This window comes from Candidatus Uabimicrobium helgolandensis (genome assembly GCF_041508025.1).
GTDB classification, from domain to species: Bacteria; Planctomycetota; Uabimicrobiia; order Uabimicrobiales; family Uabimicrobiaceae; genus Uabimicrobium; species Uabimicrobium helgolandensis.
Map to the genome: position 1 here is coordinate 6,753,260 of NZ_CP165719.1, position 20,902 is coordinate 6,774,161.

Consider the following 20,902-nt stretch of genomic DNA (forward strand, 5'->3'; position numbering starts at 1 on the left):
CCCAAAAATAAAGTATTTTCTTACTAGTATATTTATAATCGCTAGTTATTCTATGAGTCCAAATATTTTCTCTATAACTTCTTGGTCTTCTGCATCTATTGCTTTTTGATACCACACCATAGCTTTGTGCATATTTTTAGTTACCAATTTTCCTGCTTTATAGATAGAGGCAAGCTTTTTCATTGCGATGCTGTTTCCTGCTGTTGCAGATACTTCCCACCACTCTATCGCTTTTTCTAAATCTTTTTTTACGCCGTGTCCACTAAAGTAACAATTTCCTAAGGAATAACTAGCTAGATTGTTTTTAAATCTATGAGCTTTCTGATACCATCTAACAGCTTTAGTATAATCTCGTCCAGTGCCAATACCATGAAAAAAACAATCTCCTGCAAGATTCATTGCATATGGATCTCCAAGTTTAGCAGATTCCTGGTATAGTTCTAAAGCTTTGTTTAAATTTTGCTTGACACCTTCTCCTTTTTGGTACATAAGACCTAAAAGTGCAATAGCAGTTGAGTCTTTGTTCTCTGCTGCTTTTTGAAAATACTCCATTGCTTTTTTGAAGTTTTTTTCTACTCCGATTCCACCTCGATGCATATGCCCTAAAAAATAGTACGCTTTATCATAATTTTGTTTTGCTGATCTTTTTAACCAATAAATAGTTTCTTTGTCATTCTTTATCGTAGCAATCTGATCTTTGAACATAAATGCTAGCTCTACTTGAGCTTCTGGAGATTCATCTTTTGCCGCTTTGTATATCCATCTCTTCGCTTCTTTATAATTTTTTCTTTGTCCTTTTGTGCCATGTAAATAGGTTTTTCCTACTTTAACCATCGCCTGGATATTTTGTTGTACAGCAAGTTGCAATTGAGGAAGTTTATTTTTGGATTCTAAACCATTTTTTTGGCAGTATATAAGGTTTTGTTTGGCATCTTGCAAACCAAAAAAAGATGCTTTCTCGTACCACTTTACCGCACGTTTATAGTCTTGTCTAACTCCTTCTCCACTATAATAACAATTTCCTAAAAAATTCATTGCATAAGGATTGTCTAAATTTGCCGCTTTTAACCATAAGTAGATAGCTCGTTGTTTGCTTTGTCTAACTCCAACTCCATAGTAGTAACAAGCTCCTAAATCGTATATTGCAGAACTATTGTTGCATGCCATTGCTTTCCGCCACCACTGCAAAGCCACTTCATAATCTTGCTCAACACCTTCTCCGTAGTAAAAGCAACATCCTAGGTTATACATTGCTTGAGCATTATCATTTCTAATAAGGTTACGATACCAGTAAACTTTTGTTTCATGATCGATAACCGACGTGAGTTTCTGGTCGCTACTTATGATCATACCATCAACGTAGTGATCAAGAATAGCATTAGCAATATCGCTTTGACCAAATTTTACAATACGAGATTGTTTTTTTTCTGATCGAGATATAATACCGATTACCCCACTGGAGTCAATAACTGGTCCACCACTAAAACCAGATCCCAAAGGTTTGTCGAGAACAAACCATTCGTTTTTAACAGAAGTAACTAGTAAGTCTGTTTTTACTTGTGGATTAACGGTAGAAGGAAAACCCCACGCTTTTACTTTTTGTTCAATAACTGGAGATGTGCTAGACAAAGACAACTGTTTCAGAGTAAGTAAACGACTATCTTCTTTAGAAAGTTTTAGGATAGCAATATCTTTATCTGGAGAAATATAAATAGTGGTAGGAGTAAAACTACTGCTACTTACCCGTACCCTACAATTACTGGAGTGAATTTTATTGTTTTTAAGAGAAAAGTCTATCTTGCCTAATTTTGCAATTTGGCTAGGCATTTTTCCTGTTACTACATGCCTTGCCGTTATAATATAGTCACCGATTAAAAAACCAGCGCCTGATACGATTTCTGAAAAAGTAGACGTTTTAGTTGTTGTTCCCCATAGTTTGCGAGGCTCTTGGTAGGTGCACTTATACTCTATTTCACTAGCAATATGGACAATTTTATCACTTTTTTGAGCAAATAGAAAATGGCTAGCAAAAAATAAAAGCAAAGTAATGATATAATTATTAAACATACAAATATCTTTAATATTTTCCGAAGGGAGCGTTTACAACATTGTAAGCCACAGACATTAACACTTTTTCAATAACTTTGATAACCTTGTCTTCTGTTTCTTCATCACCTTGAATATACATTGCAGTGAGTACTCCACTTGCAAAAACAACCGCAATAAGCCCCGTTCCTAAAAAAACTTCTTTTCCTGCTGCATTAGAATCAACTTGCTTAATTTTCTTCAAAGCAAGGTTTTCTTCAAGTTTGTCTTTTGCTAAAACAGCATATAGATGAAACATTTGAGCAAAATAAACATTACTTGGATCATAAGCAACAGCTCTTTTAATTTTCTTTAATGCTTGCTTGTGGACTACGAGAGCTTCTTTTTCGTCATTGATGTTATTTGTCCATATTGAATACGCAAGTGCTTGTAGTGCATAAAGACCAGCCTTGTCTTTGTTTTCTTTTAAGTAAAAAAAGCCCTTCTCGTAGAGTTCTACAGCTTCTTCAAATTTATTCATAGTGGTCAAGGCCGAACCTGAATAAACATAATTCTGAAAAGTATGATCGCCAGCTTTAATATCTTTTTGAATTTTTACTAAAAGTTCTTTGGGTTTTTCACACATTTCTTTAAAGTCAAAAATAACTTTTTCTTCTGTATAAGCAACTACACTGAAAAATATACACCCAAAAACAATAAGGATTTTCATTGTATTTCCCCTCAAAATTTCGTATTTAAAATACCTAAAGCTATTATAGCTACCACAAGTAAATTTGTCCAGAAACAGATGTTTAAAGTACAATTTGCGTTAATATTTTCAACATTGTTACTTCGAGAACACTAAAAAACTACCTAAAGCAAATTATAATTTAGCCAAAGCTAACCTACTTTAAATAGAAAAAACAACGCTAGAATTATTTAACGGAATTTCTGACAATGAAAAAAAACAGCCCAAAAATCGATAAGTTCATCAAAGAAAACAACTGTGTGTGCTTTAATGTACGCAAAATATCGCGATTAGTCACCCAAGTATACGATGAAGCTTTTCGCTCTACAGGTTTTAAAGCAACTCAAATAGCAGTACTTTTTTCGGTAAGCGATCTATCTCCAATAACAATTTCCCAACTAGCACAAGCAATGACCACTGACCGCACTACTATTTCAAGAAACCTAAAACCATTGCAACGAGAACACTTGGTTCTTATAAAACCTGGGGAAGATAAACGCCAAAAAAATATTCATATAACCACTAAAGGAAAAAAACTAGTAGAGGAAATACTACCATTGTGGAAAAAATGTCAGCAGAAATTATTTTCTGCTATCGGAGATGAGAGATTGGCAAAAATACTAAGTGAATTAGCTGATATTAGTTCTATTATTCAAAAAGAGCCTTAGATTTGCTACACTTTAATTACACTTTACTCCTCACTTTTCTTTTCATAGAATTGGTAAGCATTTTTTTAAGTTCCTATTGTGACTATGGAAAAGAGTTCTTGTCTATAGCGCGTTTTTTTGTTTACATATAGACAATTATTCCTTAGGTGTATTGACATTTGTTTTCCTGATAACTTACTTCCTAGAGATTAACCTCCTTACTTTCAATTACAGTGAAATACTTCACAACAATTAAAAAAATTTAAATTTCGATACGCCCTAACTACAATTAATTCCGTTAATAAACGACTGTTGCAAAACACAATAAAATTAAGCGATGTAATGGAATTAATCACAAAAAAAATTATGGAAAAAAATGAATATAATACAAGATCAATCGGTAATCAATCGCTACAAAATACTAAAAGAAATTGGTAGTGGAGGTATGGGGCGTGTGTATCAGGCTTATGATAACAAGCTTGAAAAGCAAGTCGCGATTAAAGTACTATTGGCAGGCAAAAATGCTACAAAGGAACAAAAAAAGCGTTTTTTGCGCGAAGTAGAGGCCATTTATAGTTTACGCCATAATAATATTATTTCAATTTATGATATTTATTCACAACCACAACTATTTTTTTCCATGGCCTATATTGATGGAAGTAGTTTAAAGGATTATCAACATCAACATTCGCGAAAGCAAATGATTAGCATTCTTATCAAAGTAGCAAAAGCAGTTCACTACATGCATGAAAATGGAGTAATTCATCGCGACTTGAAACCAAGTAACATTCTCATTTCGAAAGAAAATGAACCGATTATTATGGATTTTGGTTTAGCAAAAATAATGCATTCTGCTGATAATTTGACACAAACAGGTGATGCCATGGGAACTGTTAAATATGCTTCACCAGAACAAATTTTTGGAAAACCTGTCGACAAAACTACCGATATTTATTCACTTGGTGTGATGTTGTATGAAATTGTTTACAAACGCCCTCTTTTTGATGCACAAAGCCACGAAAATTTGTTATTTGCCGTCTTAAATGAAAAGCCTAATTTTTCTAAAAAAAGTGTCGCAAAAGAATTGCAAATGATTTGTCAGAAAGCTCTCGCAAAAAAAACCAAAGAACGCTATCAAAATGCTGCGCAATTTGCGCGTGATTTACGTAACTTTCAAAAAAAAGCCAGAGTAACAAATCGCCCTCCTCAGAAATCACCTGCATTACCAATTACTTTAGTTAGTCTCGTATTGATTGTTTTTTTAGCAATATGGTTTTTTCAATCACCTAAAAATAATATAGAACAAACACACAAACAATCAAAAACGCAAAAAAATTCTGTAGAGAAACAAGCCCAAAAGCACTTTGCTAGCCATAAAGAACACTTTGCTAACTATCAAAAACACTTTGCTAATGATGAATTTCAAAAAGCTTGGGAAGAATTAAAGTTAGCCATCTCTGATTCTCCCAAACCAGCATATCATGTTCATGCATGGATTTTAAACAGTCAATTGGTAAGAGATGCCTGGCTCGAACCTATCAGGACACGTAAAATGCAGCTCATAAACAAGCAATTTTTACACCAAGAGAATTTAGAAACCGTTTTAGAAAAAAGTGATGATATTCTCGATATTTATGCTCTTGCCATACTAAAAATCCAAAAAAATCAGCTCAATGATTCTCTTCTTTTACTCGAAAAATGTTGGAAAAAAGCGCGCTACCTTCCTGCTGCTGAAAGGTTATTTAGCCTATACTACAGGCAAAAGTATCCATTTGAAAAGATAGAAAAGTTGTTTAACAGTATAGAAAACAAAACGGCGAATTTGTACATCAACTATATACACATAAGCAAAAAATACAACAGAAATAACCAACATATGTATTCAATAGCAGCTGAGCTAGGAAACATCAATGCGAAATGTAGCATAGGAGACTTTTCGGCAACGCACTTCGCTCGTGCTCTTCGTGGAAAGTGTCAAGAGTTATTAAAAACGCATTCTAAAGATGCCGCATTTTGGTTGCAGAGACTACAGGAAAAACAACAAGAACTCTTAGCGTATAATTTTTACGAATTAGAAGATTTTGCAAAGATAAAAAACGTCAAGAAAGCTAAAGCGCAACATCATTTTCAAAATTATCTTTTATTGTTAGATTGTTTTTATATTGATCTCGCTTGGCACGAAATAAAAAAAGCCATTGAATTCGAACCAGATAACTTTGTGTACTATGTATGTGCGTCTGAAATTTTAATGATTATTGCGAATCAAATATACCACAAGCCACAAGATAAAGGCCTGGTGAGACCTCTTAAGCGCAAAATTACAACACAGACACTTGAGATTACAAAATCGCTACCTAAGAATAATAAGCACACTCATGCAAAATATGCAAGAGCTTTGTTAGCCTTATACGCCCAAAAAAAAGCGCACGCAGCAAATCTTTTTGAGAATTGTTACCGTGAAGGAATAAAAGAAGCTGGACGTTATTCTGTAAACATCTCAAAAAACTCAAAAATCAGAAATGCATATATCGATAAAAATTTCCACAGCAATAATCCATCCGCATTAATGATGCTTTCCTTAGGAAGGGTAACAAGAAACCCCAAATACGACCAAAAAGCAGCATCTCTTGGTAATATTAACGCTCTATGCACTATATACGCAAATAGTCAAACATCCCTTCGTCAGTGGTTATTTATTGCGGTGTTTGATTTTTATCGCATTTTTTCTGCGCTGCGCGATGTCGCATTACGCACCGGAAGACCACAAGATGCAAACTACTGGTATGAACACATGCAACGCAAAGAAAAACAATGGTTAGGTTATACAATGGATAGTTTACGTCAGAAGTAATACCTTCATTCCGAAATTTCACAACTTTCCTTATATAGCACAAATTGACATTTAGATTTTATAAAAGAGCGTTTAGATTCACATTTTTTAGTGCAATTAAATTTATCTTTGTTTATAGTTAAGGAATAAATAAACTTATTCCTTAACTAAGTTACCTAAACTACTAACAAATTTAAGGGCAAAAAATTGCAGTATCATTATTCCCTGCGAATCATTCTCTTGGCTTTCTTGTGCATATTAACCGCATGCAAAACAACCACCGATTTAGATATTTGGCCTTTAGTATACTACGAAAAAAATAAAAGTGAACAGACAACACAACTTGACATGCTTGCTTCTGTTTACTCTCAAACTGATTCGTTAGAAAAAACAACCTATTCATTTCGCCCTTTCTTCGTCGGAGAATTTTCTAAAGACGGCAAAAAAAGTGAGATTCTTGCTTTATGGCCACTAGTTCGTTACACTAAAGAACCAAACGATACTCTCGTCAGTGTACTACCGTTTTACTACAGTAGAGACTTAAAAAAAACTAGCACTGGAGAGCGCGACTACGATTGGTTTTTTTTACCATTTGCTGCATTTGGTGGCTCTGATACCAAAGAAGGTTCTTATCTTTATATGGGATTTTGGGGAAATATCAAAGGGCTCCTTGGTTATGATGAGATTACAGGAAAACCTTTTCCTTTTTATGTAACTGCTAAAGATGGTGAATATTTTTCGCAAGCATACATGTGGCCTTTTTTTCGTTTTGGTAACGGCGATGGTAAAACCTTTCGTTTTTATGCATTTTTATATAGCTACTATAAAAATAAAAACAAATATGAAAGACGTAGTTTTGTCTGGCCTTTTGTACATTATAATAAAGAAGATTTAAACACCAAATATCCGCGAACAGATTTTATGGTCTTCCCGCTATATGGACAATCCACCAGCGAACAATCTTTGGCTTGGATGTTTATGTGGCCATTCTTCTCTTATTCTGCACACGACAATGGATATAGAGAGTATAATCTTCCTTGGCCTTTCTTCAAATACCGTAGCGCAAAAGGCATTGATGAATTTCGCATATGGCCTTTTTATTGGAAAAATAATCAAAAAGATGGTACCCAAAGTCACGAAGACTTAGTTTTAATGTGGCCTTTCTACTGGTCCTTTCAAAGTGATTACCCTACACATACAAAGAAAAGCTTGTATATATTACCTTTTTACTCACAACATTGGAGCAAAGGCAAAGATGCGAATGCTAAAGAAGAGATGCGTTTAAAAATTTGGCCTATTTTTGATTATAATGTTAAAGAAGACGGTTCTTTTCGCAGCCGCATTTTAAGCCCACTGTGGTTTGAAGATTATGTTCCTTATGGGTTTGAAAAATCTTGGTTACCACTGTTTACTTTTTTCGACTACAATCAGGGAAATAATGGAGAGAAAGCAGTGACCTTCCTTGGACCACTTTATACAGCAAAGAAAAAGGATAACTTAGAATATCAGCGTTTCTTATTTTTTTCATATAAAAATGAAAAAATACCAAAGGGTGATCAAGGTAGATTTTCAGTTTTAGGTGGGCTTTTTGAATACAACTGGCTTTCTAGTGAGCGTGGTTTACGATTCTTCTATTTGCCTACATGGCCAACTTGGAGTAAGTAATGATCGCTAAACTTGGAAAGCAAATTATAGATATCTTTGAAAATTTAGGTTTCATCTGCCGACTATTTTGGGCAACTCTAAAATGCTATAAATCTGTCATTTTTCGTTCGCGAATGATCTTGGATCAATTTTTTATTTGCGGTATACAGAGTTTGCCTGTAACAATTGTCGTTGGTGTTTTTACTGGTATGATACTTGCGTTGCAGTCAGGTCTTATTTTAAAAGATTACCGCTTAGAAAATTACATTGGCGTTGTTATTTTACTTACAATGTGTAAAGAAGCTGGTCCATTCATGACCGCTTTTATTCTGGCAGGTCGCGTAGGGTCAGCAATGGCTGCAGAGCTTGGCACAATGAAAGTCTCAGAAGAAATAGACGCCTTAGAAGTTATGTGTATAGATCCTGTAGAATATTTAGTTTTGCCGCGAATGATCGCTCTCGCAATTTGCGCACCAATTCTTATTGTTTATGTCAATTTACTCGGTGTTCTAGGGGGGGCAGTTGTAGCAAAATACCAAATTGGTTTAGAACCAGTTATATATTTTAAACGCATTTTGACTTATATGAGCACATACAACCTTACAATTGTATTTGCTGGTTTGCTCAAGGGCATTGTGTTTGGATTTATCATCACATCTGTCAGTTGCGCTTACGGATTGCGAGCTCGCAATGGTGCCGAAGGTGTTGGAGAAGCAGCACGCCAAAGCGTCGTCTATATTTTTTTGATGGTTCTAATCAGCAACTATTTTATGTCAGCACTTATTGAAAGAATATTTGGAAGTTGATGATGATTGAACTTAGCGATGTCTACAAAACACTTGATGGTCGAAAAATACTACAGGGATTAAATCTATCTATCCGCGAAGGAGAAACTTACGTAATTATAGGCCGCAGTGGTACAGGTAAGAGCGTTACTCTTAAAAATATAATTGGCTTAATGCAGCCTGATCGCGGAGAAGTCAAAATAATGGGACAATGTATCAGTCAAATGAGTAAAACAGAGTCATATGAAATTCGACAAAAAATGGGAGTACTATTTCAAAGTGGTGCTTTGATTAATTGGTTAAATGTAGAAGATAATGTTGCTTTACCTCTGACAGAACATAAACGCCACTTACCAAAATCAGAAGTTGTTGAAATTGTCAGGCAAAAACTTGAGTTGGTTGAATTGTCTCATGCGGGAAAGCGTATGCCTTCTGAATTGTCTGGAGGAATGAAGAAACGCGCGGGTTTAGCTCGTGCAATCGTTGGTGGACCTAAAATTATTTTATATGACGAGCCAACAAGTGGACTCGATCCAGTAATGAGTAACCAAATCAATGACCTTATTATTTCTATGCAAAAAAAACTAGGCGTTACATCTATTTGTGTTACACATGATATGTCTTCTGCCTATAGAATTGCGAATCGCATTGGTATGATATTCGAAGGAAAAATTATTGAAGAGGGCACTCCCCAAGAAATAAAAAACACTCAGAACCCGATTGTAAAACAATTTATATCAGGAAGCACTGTGGGTCCTTTAACACAATAGAAAATACGCAATAGAAAGAATAAAATGGACAGTGCGTTTTTACAAAATATACAAAAAAAATACAATTTGCCAAATTTTCGCATAAATCAAATGCAAAAAGCTTTTTTCGAGCAAAATATATCGAGCTATGATAAAATCAGTACACTATCGAAAAGTTTGCGATTGCAGTTAGCCAACGAAAAAATATTATCTTTTTCGGTGCACCATTTAGCGGCTTCGCAAGACAAGAATGCTTATAAAGCAATACTGCGGCTTCACGATAATCGTTTAATCGAAACTGTACTTCTTAATCCTAAACCTGGACTATGGTCATGTTGTATTAGTAGTCAGGCGGGATGTGCTCTTGCTTGCACTTTTTGCGCTACAGGAAAATTAGGATTTATGCGTCACCTAACTTCAGAAGAAATAACAGACCAAGTTCTTTTTTGGCGCTTTTTTATAGAAGACAAAAACTTGAAAGCCCACCTAAGTAATGTTGTTTATATGGGTATGGGTGAGCCCCTACATAACAAACAGGAAGTATTTGCAAGTATTGATGAATTAACAAATCCCAAAACTTTCCGCATTGGAGCACGTCATATTTCAGTATCAACATCGGGCCTTGTTCCTGCTATGTACGAATTTACTGACAAATTCTCGCAAGTAAACTTGGCAATTTCTTTACATGCTGCAACTGATGAAGAGCGTTTAAAAATGATGCCGATAAATAAAGCTCATCCTCTTAGGGATCTTATCCAAGTGGTAAATTACTATTTAAATAAGAACAATCGCAAGGTTTTTATGGAATATATACTCTTAAAAAATGAAAATGACCGCTTGCAAGATGCTGAAAATCTTGTCAAACTTTATAAAAATATTGAAAAAAAGCACTTAGTTCACACGAACTTAATCGTGTATAATCAAATAGATAGTCACCACTGTGAGTCATCAAAAGCAAAAGCGCGCGAGTTTAAAGAGTACCTACAAACACATGGTATTTCAGTCACTATTCGCAAAAACTTAGGACGCGATATTGACGGAGCTTGTGGACAACTAGCTTTAAAAGAAATGAATACAAATCCACATATAGGGCGTGTTGACACACCCTAAATTTAATTTAGGAGCTTTTAGTGAGAAAATTATATATCGTCGGATTGTTGTTAATGGTAGCCCTTACGAGTTGCCAAACTGTTAAATATACAGCAGAACCAACGCCACTGATCACTTTTAAAAAAGTACAACCACTACCTGAAAACTTTCACTACAGTGAAAACGTTCATTTTTTCTTATGGGGAATTACTCCAAATCCAGCAACAGTGAATATCACGAAAATAGCACGTGAGAACGGAGCACCTGCAGGACTTACTAACTTAAGAATTTATGAAGAACTGACATTATGGACATGGTTTATTAATTTTATTACTTTAGGTATTTATTCTCCTCGTTATGTTGAAGTGCATGGAGTAAAAATCCCTGGGGGCTTAGATCTATATTAGACGGAGGAAGTCATGAAAAAGTTAGCTGTTGTTTTATTTGTACTATGCGTATTATCAGGATGTCAAATTATAGAATTAGAAAGTACAGGAGGACAAGACGTACAACTTTCTAATACAAATTGGTCTCAAGGACAACCTGTATATGCTCACAAAAAAGCTTGGTATATTATAGATCTTGGTCCTGTTAATGATGCTTCTTTGCGAAGTGTTGTACGTCATAAACTGCCTCGAAGTGGTGATTTACATAGCGCAACTATTACTACAACATTTAATTGGTTTGATAGTGTTCTTCGCTTTGCTCAGGATGTTTATATTGGACTACCTATTGTTGGTTCACGTACGATTATCGTTGAAGGTCAAACAAATTATTAAGAATGGAAAGTTATTATGCCAACATCAGATGACTTAGAATTCAAAAACGTTGTTCTTGAACGAAACTTAGTTTCACCTGAAAAAATAGAAGAATGCCTTCAAGAATTAGAAAATTATGAAAAAGCTGGTATTCCTAAACCATTATCAGGTGTACTCCTTGACAAAGAACTGATATCCCAAGATCAGGTAAGTGGCATATACAAATTGCTAAATAAAGGCGATATGCACTTTGTACGTGGTTATACTATATTAGAGACTCTAGGGCAAGGTGGCTTAGGAATTGTATATAAAGCGCGACGCGACAATACGGGAATGTTAGTAGCATTAAAAATCATGTATCCTAATTTTTCTAGTAACAAAGAATTTGTCCGGCGCTTTATGAAAGAAGCTAAATTTTCTTGCCAACTTAGTCATATACATGTTGTTAAAGGTATTGATTTTGGTGATTCTAATGATGTTTTTTATTTTGCAATGGAATATGTCGAAGGTTTTACTTTAAAACAGTATATTAAAAATCTAGGGCGTATATCTGAAAAAGAAGCTATTGAAATAATTCTGCAAGCAACAAAAGGATTAAAACACATAGAAAATCAGAATCTAATTCATCGTGACATTAAACCAGATAACATTATGTTGACTCAAGAAGATCAAGTAGTAAAATTATGCGACCTTGGATTAGCAAAATGTATGGAAGATGCTTTAGAATTAACAGCTCCAGGAGTTGTTATGGGGACTCCGCATTATATGTCTCCAGAACAAGGAATTGCCGGTGGAGTAATAGATATTCGTTCAGATATATATTCTTTGGGAATTACGCTATTCCATATGGTTAGTGGGGAAGTGCCTTATCAAGGAAATACTGCTGTAAGCATTTTAAATCAACATGTTTCCTCTGATTTACCATCTCCAAAAGACATTAAGACCGATCTATCTGAAAGTATATGTAGCATTATTTCAAAAATGATGGCTAAAAAACAAGAAGATCGCTACCAGTGTTGTCAGGATCTTATTGTTGACTTAAATAGATATTTAAGATCTGAGCCTCCTCTTCTTGTTAGTGAAGTGCGCGTTATATCAAATCAACGCAATGAAGAAATGGATATTACTCAGCAACGCACTGTTGCAATGAGCACAACAAATCCACAAATAGAGGCAGCAGAAAAAGAAGAAAAAATTACTTCATCAGAGACGGCAACAGCTAATGCCTTAAAGCAACAAAAAGCAAATGTTGAACACTGGGAAGAAATCACAAAAACTCCGTCAAAACGAATAGGATTGCGAGTTGGTGTCTTATTTTTCTTAGCCGCTGTTTTAGGCTCTGGTTATCATTTTCGCGATGAAATACGCAATTATGTTGAATACCAGATATTAGAAAAAAAACCAGAAAAAACAATTATCGATAAGCCTAAAAAACAAATACCAAAAATATCTCTACGAGAAAAATCTCTAAAAAATTTCAATTCCAAAATAAAAGCAATTAAGTCTAAAAATTTATCAGAAAGCGACCTTAAAGATACGATGTCTTATATTCCTGAAGGCAAGTATTCTTTAAATGATAAAAGCTATACTGAAACAAATGGATTTTGGATAGATCGTTATGAAGTAAGTAATAAAGACTATTGGGAATTTTGCCAAGATACTCAATATCCATTGCCAAAACATTGGAATAATGAACCTCCTAAGAATATGAATCTTCCTGTTGCGAATATTACTTGGTATGATGCAAATATTTATGCTTCGTGGGCAGGAAAACGCTTACCTACAGAAAAAGAATGGGAATGTGTTGCGAGCTCATTAAAAGGTCGTGCTTATCCTTGGGGAAATTCTTTTAATGCAAAGTATGTGAATGTCAATTCGCAAAAAGTGACTGAAGTCGATTCCATGTCAAAAGGAAAAACTCAAAACAATGTTTTTCATATGGCTGGTAATGTTTGGGAATGGACAGATAGTTTTTTTAGTGAAGAAAAAGACAATCAAGTAATTAAAGGAGGAAGTTTTTCTTATGGAGAGAAAGAATCATTGTCATCTTATCGAGACGGCTTTTATCCTCACTCATCTAGAAAAGATATTGGTTTTCGTTGTGTATATTCGAAGAAGTAGTTTATTTAGAGCGTGTTAACACGCCCTAACTCAGAAAATAAATATTTTTTGTATATAAAATCACAGAAAATTCTGTGATTTTATATATTTCAGTCAAGTAAGATGTATTATCTTACCATTCTTCGTCGCCGGAATCATCGCCAGAGTCATCTCCGAAATCGTCACCGAAATCATCGCCTCCATCGCCGAAATCATCACCGCCAGCATCGTCGCCAGCAGTATCATCACCGAAGCCATCATCACCAGCAGCATCGTCACCGAAGCCATCGTCACCAGCAGCATCGTCACCAGCAGCATCGTCACCGAAGCCATCATCACCAGCAGCGTCGTCACCGAAGCCATCATCGCCAGCAGCATCGTCACCGAAGCCATCGTCGCCAGCAGCATCGTCACCAGCAGCATCATCACCGAAGCCATCGTCGCCAGCAGCATCGTCACCAAAGCCATCATCGCCAGCAGCATCGTCACCGAAGCCATCGTCGCCAGCAGCATCATCACCGAAGCCATCGTCACCAGCAGCATCGTCACCAGCAGCATCATCACCGAAGCCATCGTCACCAGCAGCATCATCACCGAAGCCATCGTCACCAGCAGCATCGTCACCGAAGCCATCGTCACCAGCAGCATCGTCACCGAAACCATCGTCACCAGCATCATCACCGAAGCCATCGTCACCAGCAGCATCGTCGCCACCACCGACAGTATCATCGAAGTCGCTCGTATCATCAGAACCGCCGATTGTATCATCGAATGTGCCATCAGCAGGCAAATCTTCCATTACAGGATCAGAACCACCTGTAGAGTCAGAGAAATCACTTGAAAAATCACTTGATGAATCAGAAGAACCGCTATCTCCGCTATCTCCGCCGAATAAACCGCCGTCTCCTGAATCAGAAGAACCGCTATCTCCGCTATCTCCGCCGAATAAACCGCCGTCTCCTGAATCAGAAGAACCACTATCTCCGCCGAATAAACCGCCGTCACCTGATGAATCAGAAGAACCACTGTCTCCACCGAATAGACCATCACCTGATGAATCAGAAGAACCACTATCTCCGCCTAGTAAGCTGTCGCCACCTGAGCTATCGCCTCCAAGTAAACCATCACCACCTGAAGAACCATCATCGCCACCAAGTAAACTGTCACCACCTGAACTGTCACCTGATGAATCGGTATCTGTATCAGTATCTGTGTCACCAGAATCTGCTTTAGGTCGTTTAGTTGAAGTTTCAAATTTTTCTGGAGCGCGTGGAGTAGGCTCTTCGTTCATTAAATCAAAAACGTTGTATGTTGCCGTGTTTACAACGCGTATTGGAGTGTCAATAAATAGCGTTTTTGCTACTTCGCCAGGAGAAGAACACCCCACAACAAGTAAAGTAAGCAAGCAAACAACAAATACACTTTTAAGCATGTTGTATCCTCTTTATCAGAAATTTGTCAGAATATTCTAACATGATATTTGATGAGTTGAAATATTAGGTTATCTAACCTGTACATCGCAAAACAAATGTTTTATAAGGCATATCTTTTCAATAGATATGTTAGGACGTGTCCCTATTAAAATCGTACAAATTCGAATTATTTTAGATAGTAGCACTTTTGAAGTGCGTAGATATTGTTATGTGTTTTAAAGTAACAAAACTAATATCTAAAAGCACCGAATTATGTAAATATGAATAGGAACGCCCCAAGTAAAGATTTTTTTGTTTAAACGCATTATCTTTTCACAACAAATTATTATTTTACAAAATATGTTATATCTAAAAAACACGTTATCTTTACGCAAATTTTGCGTTAAATATATCTATTATCACTATTTTTGGCTTATTTGACAACTATTATTTAAATTTTATTTACGTCTAAGTTGTTAAACGAGTAAGTTGTTATCATTCAGTACGCAAAAATGACAAATGATTTTTGATATTCAGTAATTTGTTATACTGATGAATGTATTGGTAAACTAATGATAAATTCACTTCCTACACTAACTTTACTTGTTACATTTACTTTTCCCTTATGCGCGTCAACAATAGAAGAAACTAAGGCAAGTCCCAATCCAGTTCCTTCTATTTTCGCAGCACGTCGGTCTTCTACGCGATAAAATTTTTGAAAAATGCGTTGCTGTTCGTGTCTTGGAACACCAATGCCGTTATCTTTAACGCGTATTTCTAAATATTTACCTTTTTTCGCACAACTAATTACAATGTTTTTGTTTTCTTTTTCTGTATACTTATATGCATTGGAAAGTAAATTCATGAGAGCTTGATTAACAGCGTCTACGTCAATAGCTATTTTAGGTAAATTATCATTAATATTGAGCTTTATTGAGCAATCAGGTCTTTTTTCTTGGAACTGAGTTGAAGTACTTGCAATGACTTTCCCTAAGTCTTCTTTTGTAAAATAAAAATTACGCTTATTTTCTTTCATTTTGGCAAAATCGAGAATACGATCAATAAGTCTACTTAAGCGATCACTTTCAGCAGCAATAACATTCAAGCATTGTAATTGCTCTTTTTCATCATCAACACGTCCCATTAACAACGTTTCAACAAACATTTTTATTGATGTTAAAGGTGTTTTGAGTTCATGAGTCACATTGCTCACAAAATCCGATTGTAACCGAGAGCTTTTTATTTCTTTGATAAAAGAAGATATAAAAACATAGAGCCCCATGAACAACAAAATAATAACAAAAAATATTCCACCGAAATAAAGATATGACTTTTGGCGCGTTAAATTTTCTAAAGAACTCGCATTTTGAGAATAAATAGCAATACTCCAAAAAGGGAAACTAGGAGATATCGGGCGTGATATGATTAAATGCGCTTCTTTATTAATTGTATTAATAGAGTTTCCAGCGTCGTCAATAATGGTAAGGAAAAATTCTTGCCCTAATTGTTTATTACTAACAATAGAACTCAAGCTGTTTTTTAATGCATCGATATTAATTTTGTATAATGCAATGTTATAGGCAAAACGAAAAAAATATATAAAATGTTGTTCTTCCTTATCTTTATACTGGAGATAACCACTGATCTTATTTTCTTTTTGGATATAATCAATTAAATGATGAATTTTTTTTAACAGCTGTTCCTGCTCTTGCTTTTTTTCATATAAAGTAATTATTTGAGAATGTTGCTGCAGTAAATTGTTTTTTACTTCTGATGGTAGGTCGTGATTATTTTTGATTTTTTTTATATCACTGTTAACTATTTCTTTGTAGTATTCGTAAATATTTTGCGGTATGCACAACTTGTTGGCATACAAAAACTCAAGAAGAAACAAGCTATTTTCATGTGCTTTTTTCATATCTTGTTGGTATTTGCTTATTGATATAATCTGCAATTTAGCATTTACCACAAGCTGAAACTCACGGAGACTTTTCGAATCCTGAAATAAAGTAGCCAAATCGTTATAAGTATCTAAAGCTTTGGCGTAACTACCATTTTTTTTATAACAGCGTGCGATTGCCAATAAAGTTATTCCCAATGTTGTTTTATCTTTAGGAATTTTCCGATAAGCCTCTATCGCACTAAGGTAATCACGCTTTTGGAATTCATAGTAGTGTCCCTGTTGGAATTCGTTATAATTATGCAAATCTAAAGTAGTGAGTTCTGAGAAATTTTTATTGCGTTGTGCAGGATAAATTGTTTTACCATTACGCACGATAAAAATATGAGAGTAAAGTGGGTCTAATATTTGCATTTGACTTAATTCATTTTCTGCGTACTCTTTAAGAGAGAAGTAAATTTTATCCTCTTTTTCTTCCAGTTTCTCAGCAATTCTTTGTTGTGTACTTCTTAATAAATGTAGGTACGTCTCTTCTATTTTTCTAGTGATAATCGCTTTTTGGCCAAGTATGGCATAAATAGCAAATGACGACAGAAGTATGCTGGGAAAAGCTAAAAGAAAAATTTGTGATATAAAAAATTTACGATAATTCATAATTTAGAAATACTCTCTAAAGCCAAATTGTAAGCAAGATAAACGTTAACATGCCTACTCTACTTGCTGAACTTTTTGCAAACGATCATTGCGATTATCTAACTGCTTATGCGATATTTCGCTAAAAGAAATAATTTCATTTTCCAACTTGTTATCAGAACAAATAGTCAGGAATTTATCAACGAGCTCAGTAAGTGTACTCATATAACCTTTGAGTTCTTCTGAATGTGAAAGAGCGGTTTGTAATTCCGTATGGGTTTCCATATAGCGCTCTGAAATTTCAGTTGCAAGATCAGAAATGGAGATAGTAGCTTCTGATTGTGTTTCGGCGGAATTTGCAATTCCTGATATCATTCCAGTTACTCTTTTCGCGCCAGCAACAATTAACTGTAAATTGACTCCTGCCCTTACGGCAAAAGCAGTACCTTGGTCAATTTCTTTTTTGCTGTTATCCATTGCTTTTACTGCAGCTGTTGATTCTTCTTGTATGGCTGACAAAGTTTCGGCAATTTCTTTAGTTGCATGAGTGGTTTTTTCAGCGAGCGTTCTAATTTGATCTGCAACAACGGCAAATCCTCGTCCTTGTTCTCCAGCACGCGCTGCTTGAATTGCAGCATTCAAAGCAAGTAGTTCTGTTTGATCTGCAATGTCATCAATGACATTGATGATGTCTCCTATTTGATGAGAGCGTTTTGCAAGTTCTTTCATCACTTCTGCTGAGTTAGAAACAGTTTTTGTGATTTTATTCATATGTAGAATAAGCTGCTGAACAACTTCACCACCTTTTTTAGCATTTGTTTCCGATTTCCGAGAAGTTCCCACTGTTTTATCAGCACTTGAAGATACGTTCTTAATTGCTGTCGAGATATTTGTGAGGGAAGCGGTCATTGTTTTTACTTTTTCATTTTGTTTGTCAAGCGCCACGTAAACCATTTGTAATTGTTGAAAAATTTCCGTTAAGTCTGAACCGAAATGTTCATTCATTCGCAACGTTTCACTTACAGAAGATTGTAAATTGATTTTACGTTCTTCTATACGATTCTTTAAATTTTCTGTTAGACTTTGGTTTTCAACAAGCACTCGCCTAGCAAAATCTACTTCTTCGAGTACGTCCTTTTTGAACTTTGCAATTTTTGGCCAAATGCCATTAAAAATAAGAACAGAAAATACATAGACAAAAAGACTACCAACAGAACACAAGCAAAGTACTAGAAAAACAATGTGTGGAATCATCTTCTCTAAAGTAACCTGTACTTTATTACCAACTATTACCACTACAGCATCGCGAAAACTTACTGTGGAAACGATGACTTTTTTTCCATTTATGGAAAAAATTTCTGTGGTATCGCGTTCTATTCTATCAGAAATAGATAAAGGCAAATTGGTAATGCTCAAATTCCCCCACCCTCCAAGGGATTTCCATTTATTTTTTTCATCTTCCACTAATAAATCGATACCATATTCTTTACCAAGAAGAGGATGTAAAAAACCTTGCCACTTTTTTTCTAAGCTGTTGAAAGATGTTTTTCCTGTTAGGCAGTCAGCTGGTATTTTTGCTGAAATACTGCGGCATAATTCTTTGACTTTTTCTTGGTAGTGGTCATTATGAATAGAATGTAAACTCATAACAAGCACAGTAACACTTATAACACAAAGAATCGCCAAGAAGGTTAGAAAAATAACGAAGACTTTCACACCTAGGCGATGTCGAAAAAGTTCCCAGCGCATATTTACCCTCATTCTATTTCGTCATGCAAAATTTTGTCAATATCCAACAACATAATAATTGAGTCTTCTGTTCGGGCTACGCCCTTAGTGCATTCGCTATCAATTGTATTTGTTATAGTAGAGGGCTTTTGCACAACATGTTTATCAATTTTACGAATTCCTAAAACCATATCTACTAAAAATCCTACCAGAGATGCTTCAAACTCAATTACAATAACTCTTGTGCGATCTTTATTTTCAAGAGAGGCTAATTTAAACCTTTTGCGTAAATCTACAATCGGAATGACAGTACCGCGCAAATTAATAACACCTTCAATAAAATACGGGCTTTTAGGAACTATTGTAATGTCAGGAACACGAATGATCTCTTTTATTTCGAAAATGTCAAATGCAAACATTTCCTTACCTATTTGGAAAGTAACAACCTGGGTATGATCTTCTTCGTGATTTGTATCTGCACTTTGATTGGACATATCATCAAACCTTACTAGATTCTAGTGCTTCTCCGTTAGAAAAAAAACGTAGATAACCTTGTAAAGTAGATACTTGGGACAATATTTCTTCAGAATCTCTTTTGATTTCACTAATCACTTGTAAATTGTCCACAACAATTCGATCCATATCATCAATATCTTTTTTCGCAACGTTACTATGGGATTTTTGATGTTCTACCGTAGTAGAAAATTCTTTCGATATTTTTGATATTTCTTCAATATTCGAATTGATTCTTTGATTCAAATTAACTTGATTGCTGTAACTTTCCTTTAATTTTTGAATCAACTCGTTAAATTGATCAATAGAAGAGGCAATACGGCGTAATGAGCGTCCACCTTTTTCAGCCATGACTACGCCTCCTTCGACTTCTTTCTTTCCTCCTTGCATTGACGACACAGCACTTGTCGCCTCAACTTGAAGACCTTTGATCATAATCACAATTTCTTTAGTTGCTTTTTGGGTTTTTTCTGCAAGATTACGCACTGCCTCTGCAACCACTGCAAAACCACGTCCTTGTTCTCCTGCACGCGCTGCCTCAATTGCAGCATTTAACGCAAGCAAATTTGTCTGGTCAGCAATATCATCGATTACACTAATAATTTCGCCTATTTCGTCGGAACTTTGTCCTAAATTTTCTAGCTTTTCCGAGGCACCTTTTACATTAGAAGATATGCGATCCATTCCTTCTTGCATTTCGCGAATAACTGAATTTCCTTCTTGTGCTACATCTACTGCCTCTTGAGAAATTTTGCTTACATTTTCCATTGTTGTCGATTCAATGTTTATCATATCGTCAAGACTCTTTACTACTTGGCAAGTTTTTAAAGTCGATTCAGAAAGATTTGTGGCTCTCGTTGATAGGCGATCAATACTATTATCTATCTCCATAGATTTCGTCAGTAGTTTTCGCATAACATCTCCCTGACTTTTTGTACTCTTACCAACCTTTTCAATACGCAACACCACATGTTGGACAAGGCGAACAATTTCTCGTAAATTTTTCTGGAGGTTGTGTAAAGAATTAAACGTTTCTTCGTAAAAAGAGTCAATGCTCTCCATTAAATCGCTAATGCTATCTTCGGTAAAGAAAATTGTATTTATTGAATTGTAACGTTGAAAAGTCTTCTCTTTTGTTCGTTTACTGAGCATTTGAATGCGATTTTCAATATGCCACCCTAACAAATACCCTAAAAAAACAGCGGTAAAAATGGAAAATATCCACGCAAACCCTAAAATATAATAACTCGAAACGTCTTTGCTCAATTGCAAAGTGATCGCTGTGATCATTGCTGACACAACACTAATTAAAATTGCCTTTGCTTGAATGGATATCCTCAT

Annotated in this window: 17 protein-coding genes; 10 read left to right on the forward strand and 7 right to left on the reverse strand. The window is 35.3% G+C overall.

Annotation, left to right across the window (positions count from 1 at the left end; genetic code table 11):
• Nucleotides 1-45 precede the first annotated feature (45 nt).
• Nucleotides 46-2,067 carry a bifunctional trypsin-like peptidase domain-containing/SEL1-like repeat protein gene (locus tag UABHE_RS25100; protein ID WP_372366054.1) on the reverse strand — a complete coding sequence of 674 codons (2,022 nt, stop codon included), beginning with the start codon at nt 2,065-2,067 and terminating at the stop codon, nt 46-48.
• Between the two features lie 10 nt (nt 2,068-2,077).
• A complete protein-coding gene (locus UABHE_RS25105; RefSeq protein WP_372366055.1) occupies nt 2,078-2,755 on the reverse strand; it encodes a hypothetical protein in 678 nt (225 codons plus the stop codon).
• Between the two features lie 227 nt (nt 2,756-2,982).
• Here UABHE_RS25105 and UABHE_RS25110 point away from each other — a divergent pair, with 227 nt between their 5' ends.
• The 9 genes from UABHE_RS25110 (at nt 2,983) to UABHE_RS25150 (ending at nt 13,396) form a co-directional block, all read left to right on the forward strand.
• Nucleotides 2,983-3,441 carry a MarR family winged helix-turn-helix transcriptional regulator gene (locus UABHE_RS25110; protein WP_372366056.1) on the forward strand — a complete coding sequence of 153 codons (459 nt, stop codon included), beginning with the start codon at nt 2,983-2,985 and terminating at the stop codon, nt 3,439-3,441.
• Between the two features lie 355 nt (nt 3,442-3,796).
• The gene (locus UABHE_RS25115; protein WP_372366057.1) at nt 3,797-6,271 is read left to right on the forward strand and encodes a serine/threonine-protein kinase; all 2,475 of its coding nucleotides are present in this window, start codon (nt 3,797-3,799) and stop codon (nt 6,269-6,271) included.
• Nucleotides 6,272-6,457: 186 nt separating this feature from the next.
• The gene (locus UABHE_RS25120; protein WP_372366058.1) at nt 6,458-7,915 is read left to right on the forward strand and encodes a hypothetical protein; all 1,458 of its coding nucleotides are present in this window, start codon (nt 6,458-6,460) and stop codon (nt 7,913-7,915) included.
• A complete protein-coding gene (locus UABHE_RS25125; RefSeq protein ID WP_372366059.1) occupies nt 7,915-8,700 on the forward strand; it encodes an MlaE family ABC transporter permease in 786 nt (261 codons plus the stop codon). The genes UABHE_RS25120 and UABHE_RS25125 overlap by 1 nt, the downstream gene beginning before the upstream one ends.
• Nucleotides 8,700-9,449: an ABC transporter ATP-binding protein gene (locus UABHE_RS25130; RefSeq protein ID WP_372366060.1), complete on the forward strand. Its 750-nt coding sequence runs from the start codon at nt 8,700-8,702 to the stop codon at nt 9,447-9,449. Before UABHE_RS25125 ends, UABHE_RS25130 begins: the two co-directional genes overlap by 1 nt.
• Before the next feature lie 24 nt (nt 9,450-9,473).
• Nucleotides 9,474-10,538 carry a 23S rRNA (adenine(2503)-C(2))-methyltransferase RlmN gene (rlmN, locus tag UABHE_RS25135; protein WP_372366061.1) on the forward strand — a complete coding sequence of 355 codons (1,065 nt, stop codon included), beginning with the start codon at nt 9,474-9,476 and terminating at the stop codon, nt 10,536-10,538.
• Nucleotides 10,539-10,558: 20 nt separating this feature from the next.
• A complete protein-coding gene (locus UABHE_RS25140) occupies nt 10,559-10,924 on the forward strand; it encodes a Bor/Iss family lipoprotein (RefSeq protein ID WP_372366062.1) in 366 nt (121 codons plus the stop codon).
• 12 nt (nt 10,925-10,936) lie between these two features.
• Nucleotides 10,937-11,296 carry a hypothetical protein gene (locus UABHE_RS25145; protein WP_372366063.1) on the forward strand — a complete coding sequence of 120 codons (360 nt, stop codon included), beginning with the start codon at nt 10,937-10,939 and terminating at the stop codon, nt 11,294-11,296.
• A 15-nt stretch (nt 11,297-11,311) separates the two neighbouring features.
• Complete coding sequence (locus UABHE_RS25150; RefSeq protein ID WP_372366064.1) at nt 11,312-13,396, forward strand: protein kinase; 2,085 nt, start codon at nt 11,312-11,314, stop codon at nt 13,394-13,396.
• Nucleotides 13,397-13,489: 93 nt separating this feature from the next.
• Here UABHE_RS25150 and UABHE_RS25155 read toward each other — a convergent pair whose 3' ends face one another.
• On the reverse strand, nt 13,490-14,122 hold the full coding sequence (locus UABHE_RS25155) for a hypothetical protein (RefSeq protein WP_372366065.1): 633 nt from the start codon (nt 14,120-14,122) through the stop codon (nt 13,490-13,492).
• Nucleotides 14,123-14,148: 26 nt separating this feature from the next.
• On the opposite strand from UABHE_RS25155, the gene UABHE_RS25160 reads away from it, so the two are divergent.
• Nucleotides 14,149-14,847 carry a hypothetical protein gene (locus UABHE_RS25160; protein ID WP_372366066.1) on the forward strand — a complete coding sequence of 233 codons (699 nt, stop codon included), beginning with the start codon at nt 14,149-14,151 and terminating at the stop codon, nt 14,845-14,847.
• Nucleotides 14,848-15,331: 484 nt separating this feature from the next.
• Here UABHE_RS25160 and UABHE_RS25165 read toward each other — a convergent pair whose 3' ends face one another.
• The 4 genes from UABHE_RS25165 to UABHE_RS25180 are packed head-to-tail and all read right to left on the reverse strand — an operon-like array spanning nt 15,332 to nt 20,902.
• The gene (locus tag UABHE_RS25165; RefSeq protein ID WP_372366067.1) at nt 15,332-17,341 is read right to left on the reverse strand and encodes an ATP-binding protein; all 2,010 of its coding nucleotides are present in this window, start codon (nt 17,339-17,341) and stop codon (nt 15,332-15,334) included.
• Between the two features lie 54 nt (nt 17,342-17,395).
• The gene (locus tag UABHE_RS25170; protein WP_372366068.1) at nt 17,396-19,069 is read right to left on the reverse strand and encodes a methyl-accepting chemotaxis protein; all 1,674 of its coding nucleotides are present in this window, start codon (nt 19,067-19,069) and stop codon (nt 17,396-17,398) included.
• A gap of 8 nt (nt 19,070-19,077) precedes the next feature.
• The gene (locus tag UABHE_RS25175) at nt 19,078-19,542 is read right to left on the reverse strand and encodes a chemotaxis protein CheW (protein WP_372366069.1); all 465 of its coding nucleotides are present in this window, start codon (nt 19,540-19,542) and stop codon (nt 19,078-19,080) included.
• 4 nt (nt 19,543-19,546) lie between these two features.
• Entirely contained in the window at nt 19,547-20,902 is a 1,356-nt protein-coding gene (locus UABHE_RS25180) for a methyl-accepting chemotaxis protein (protein WP_372366070.1), read from the reverse strand.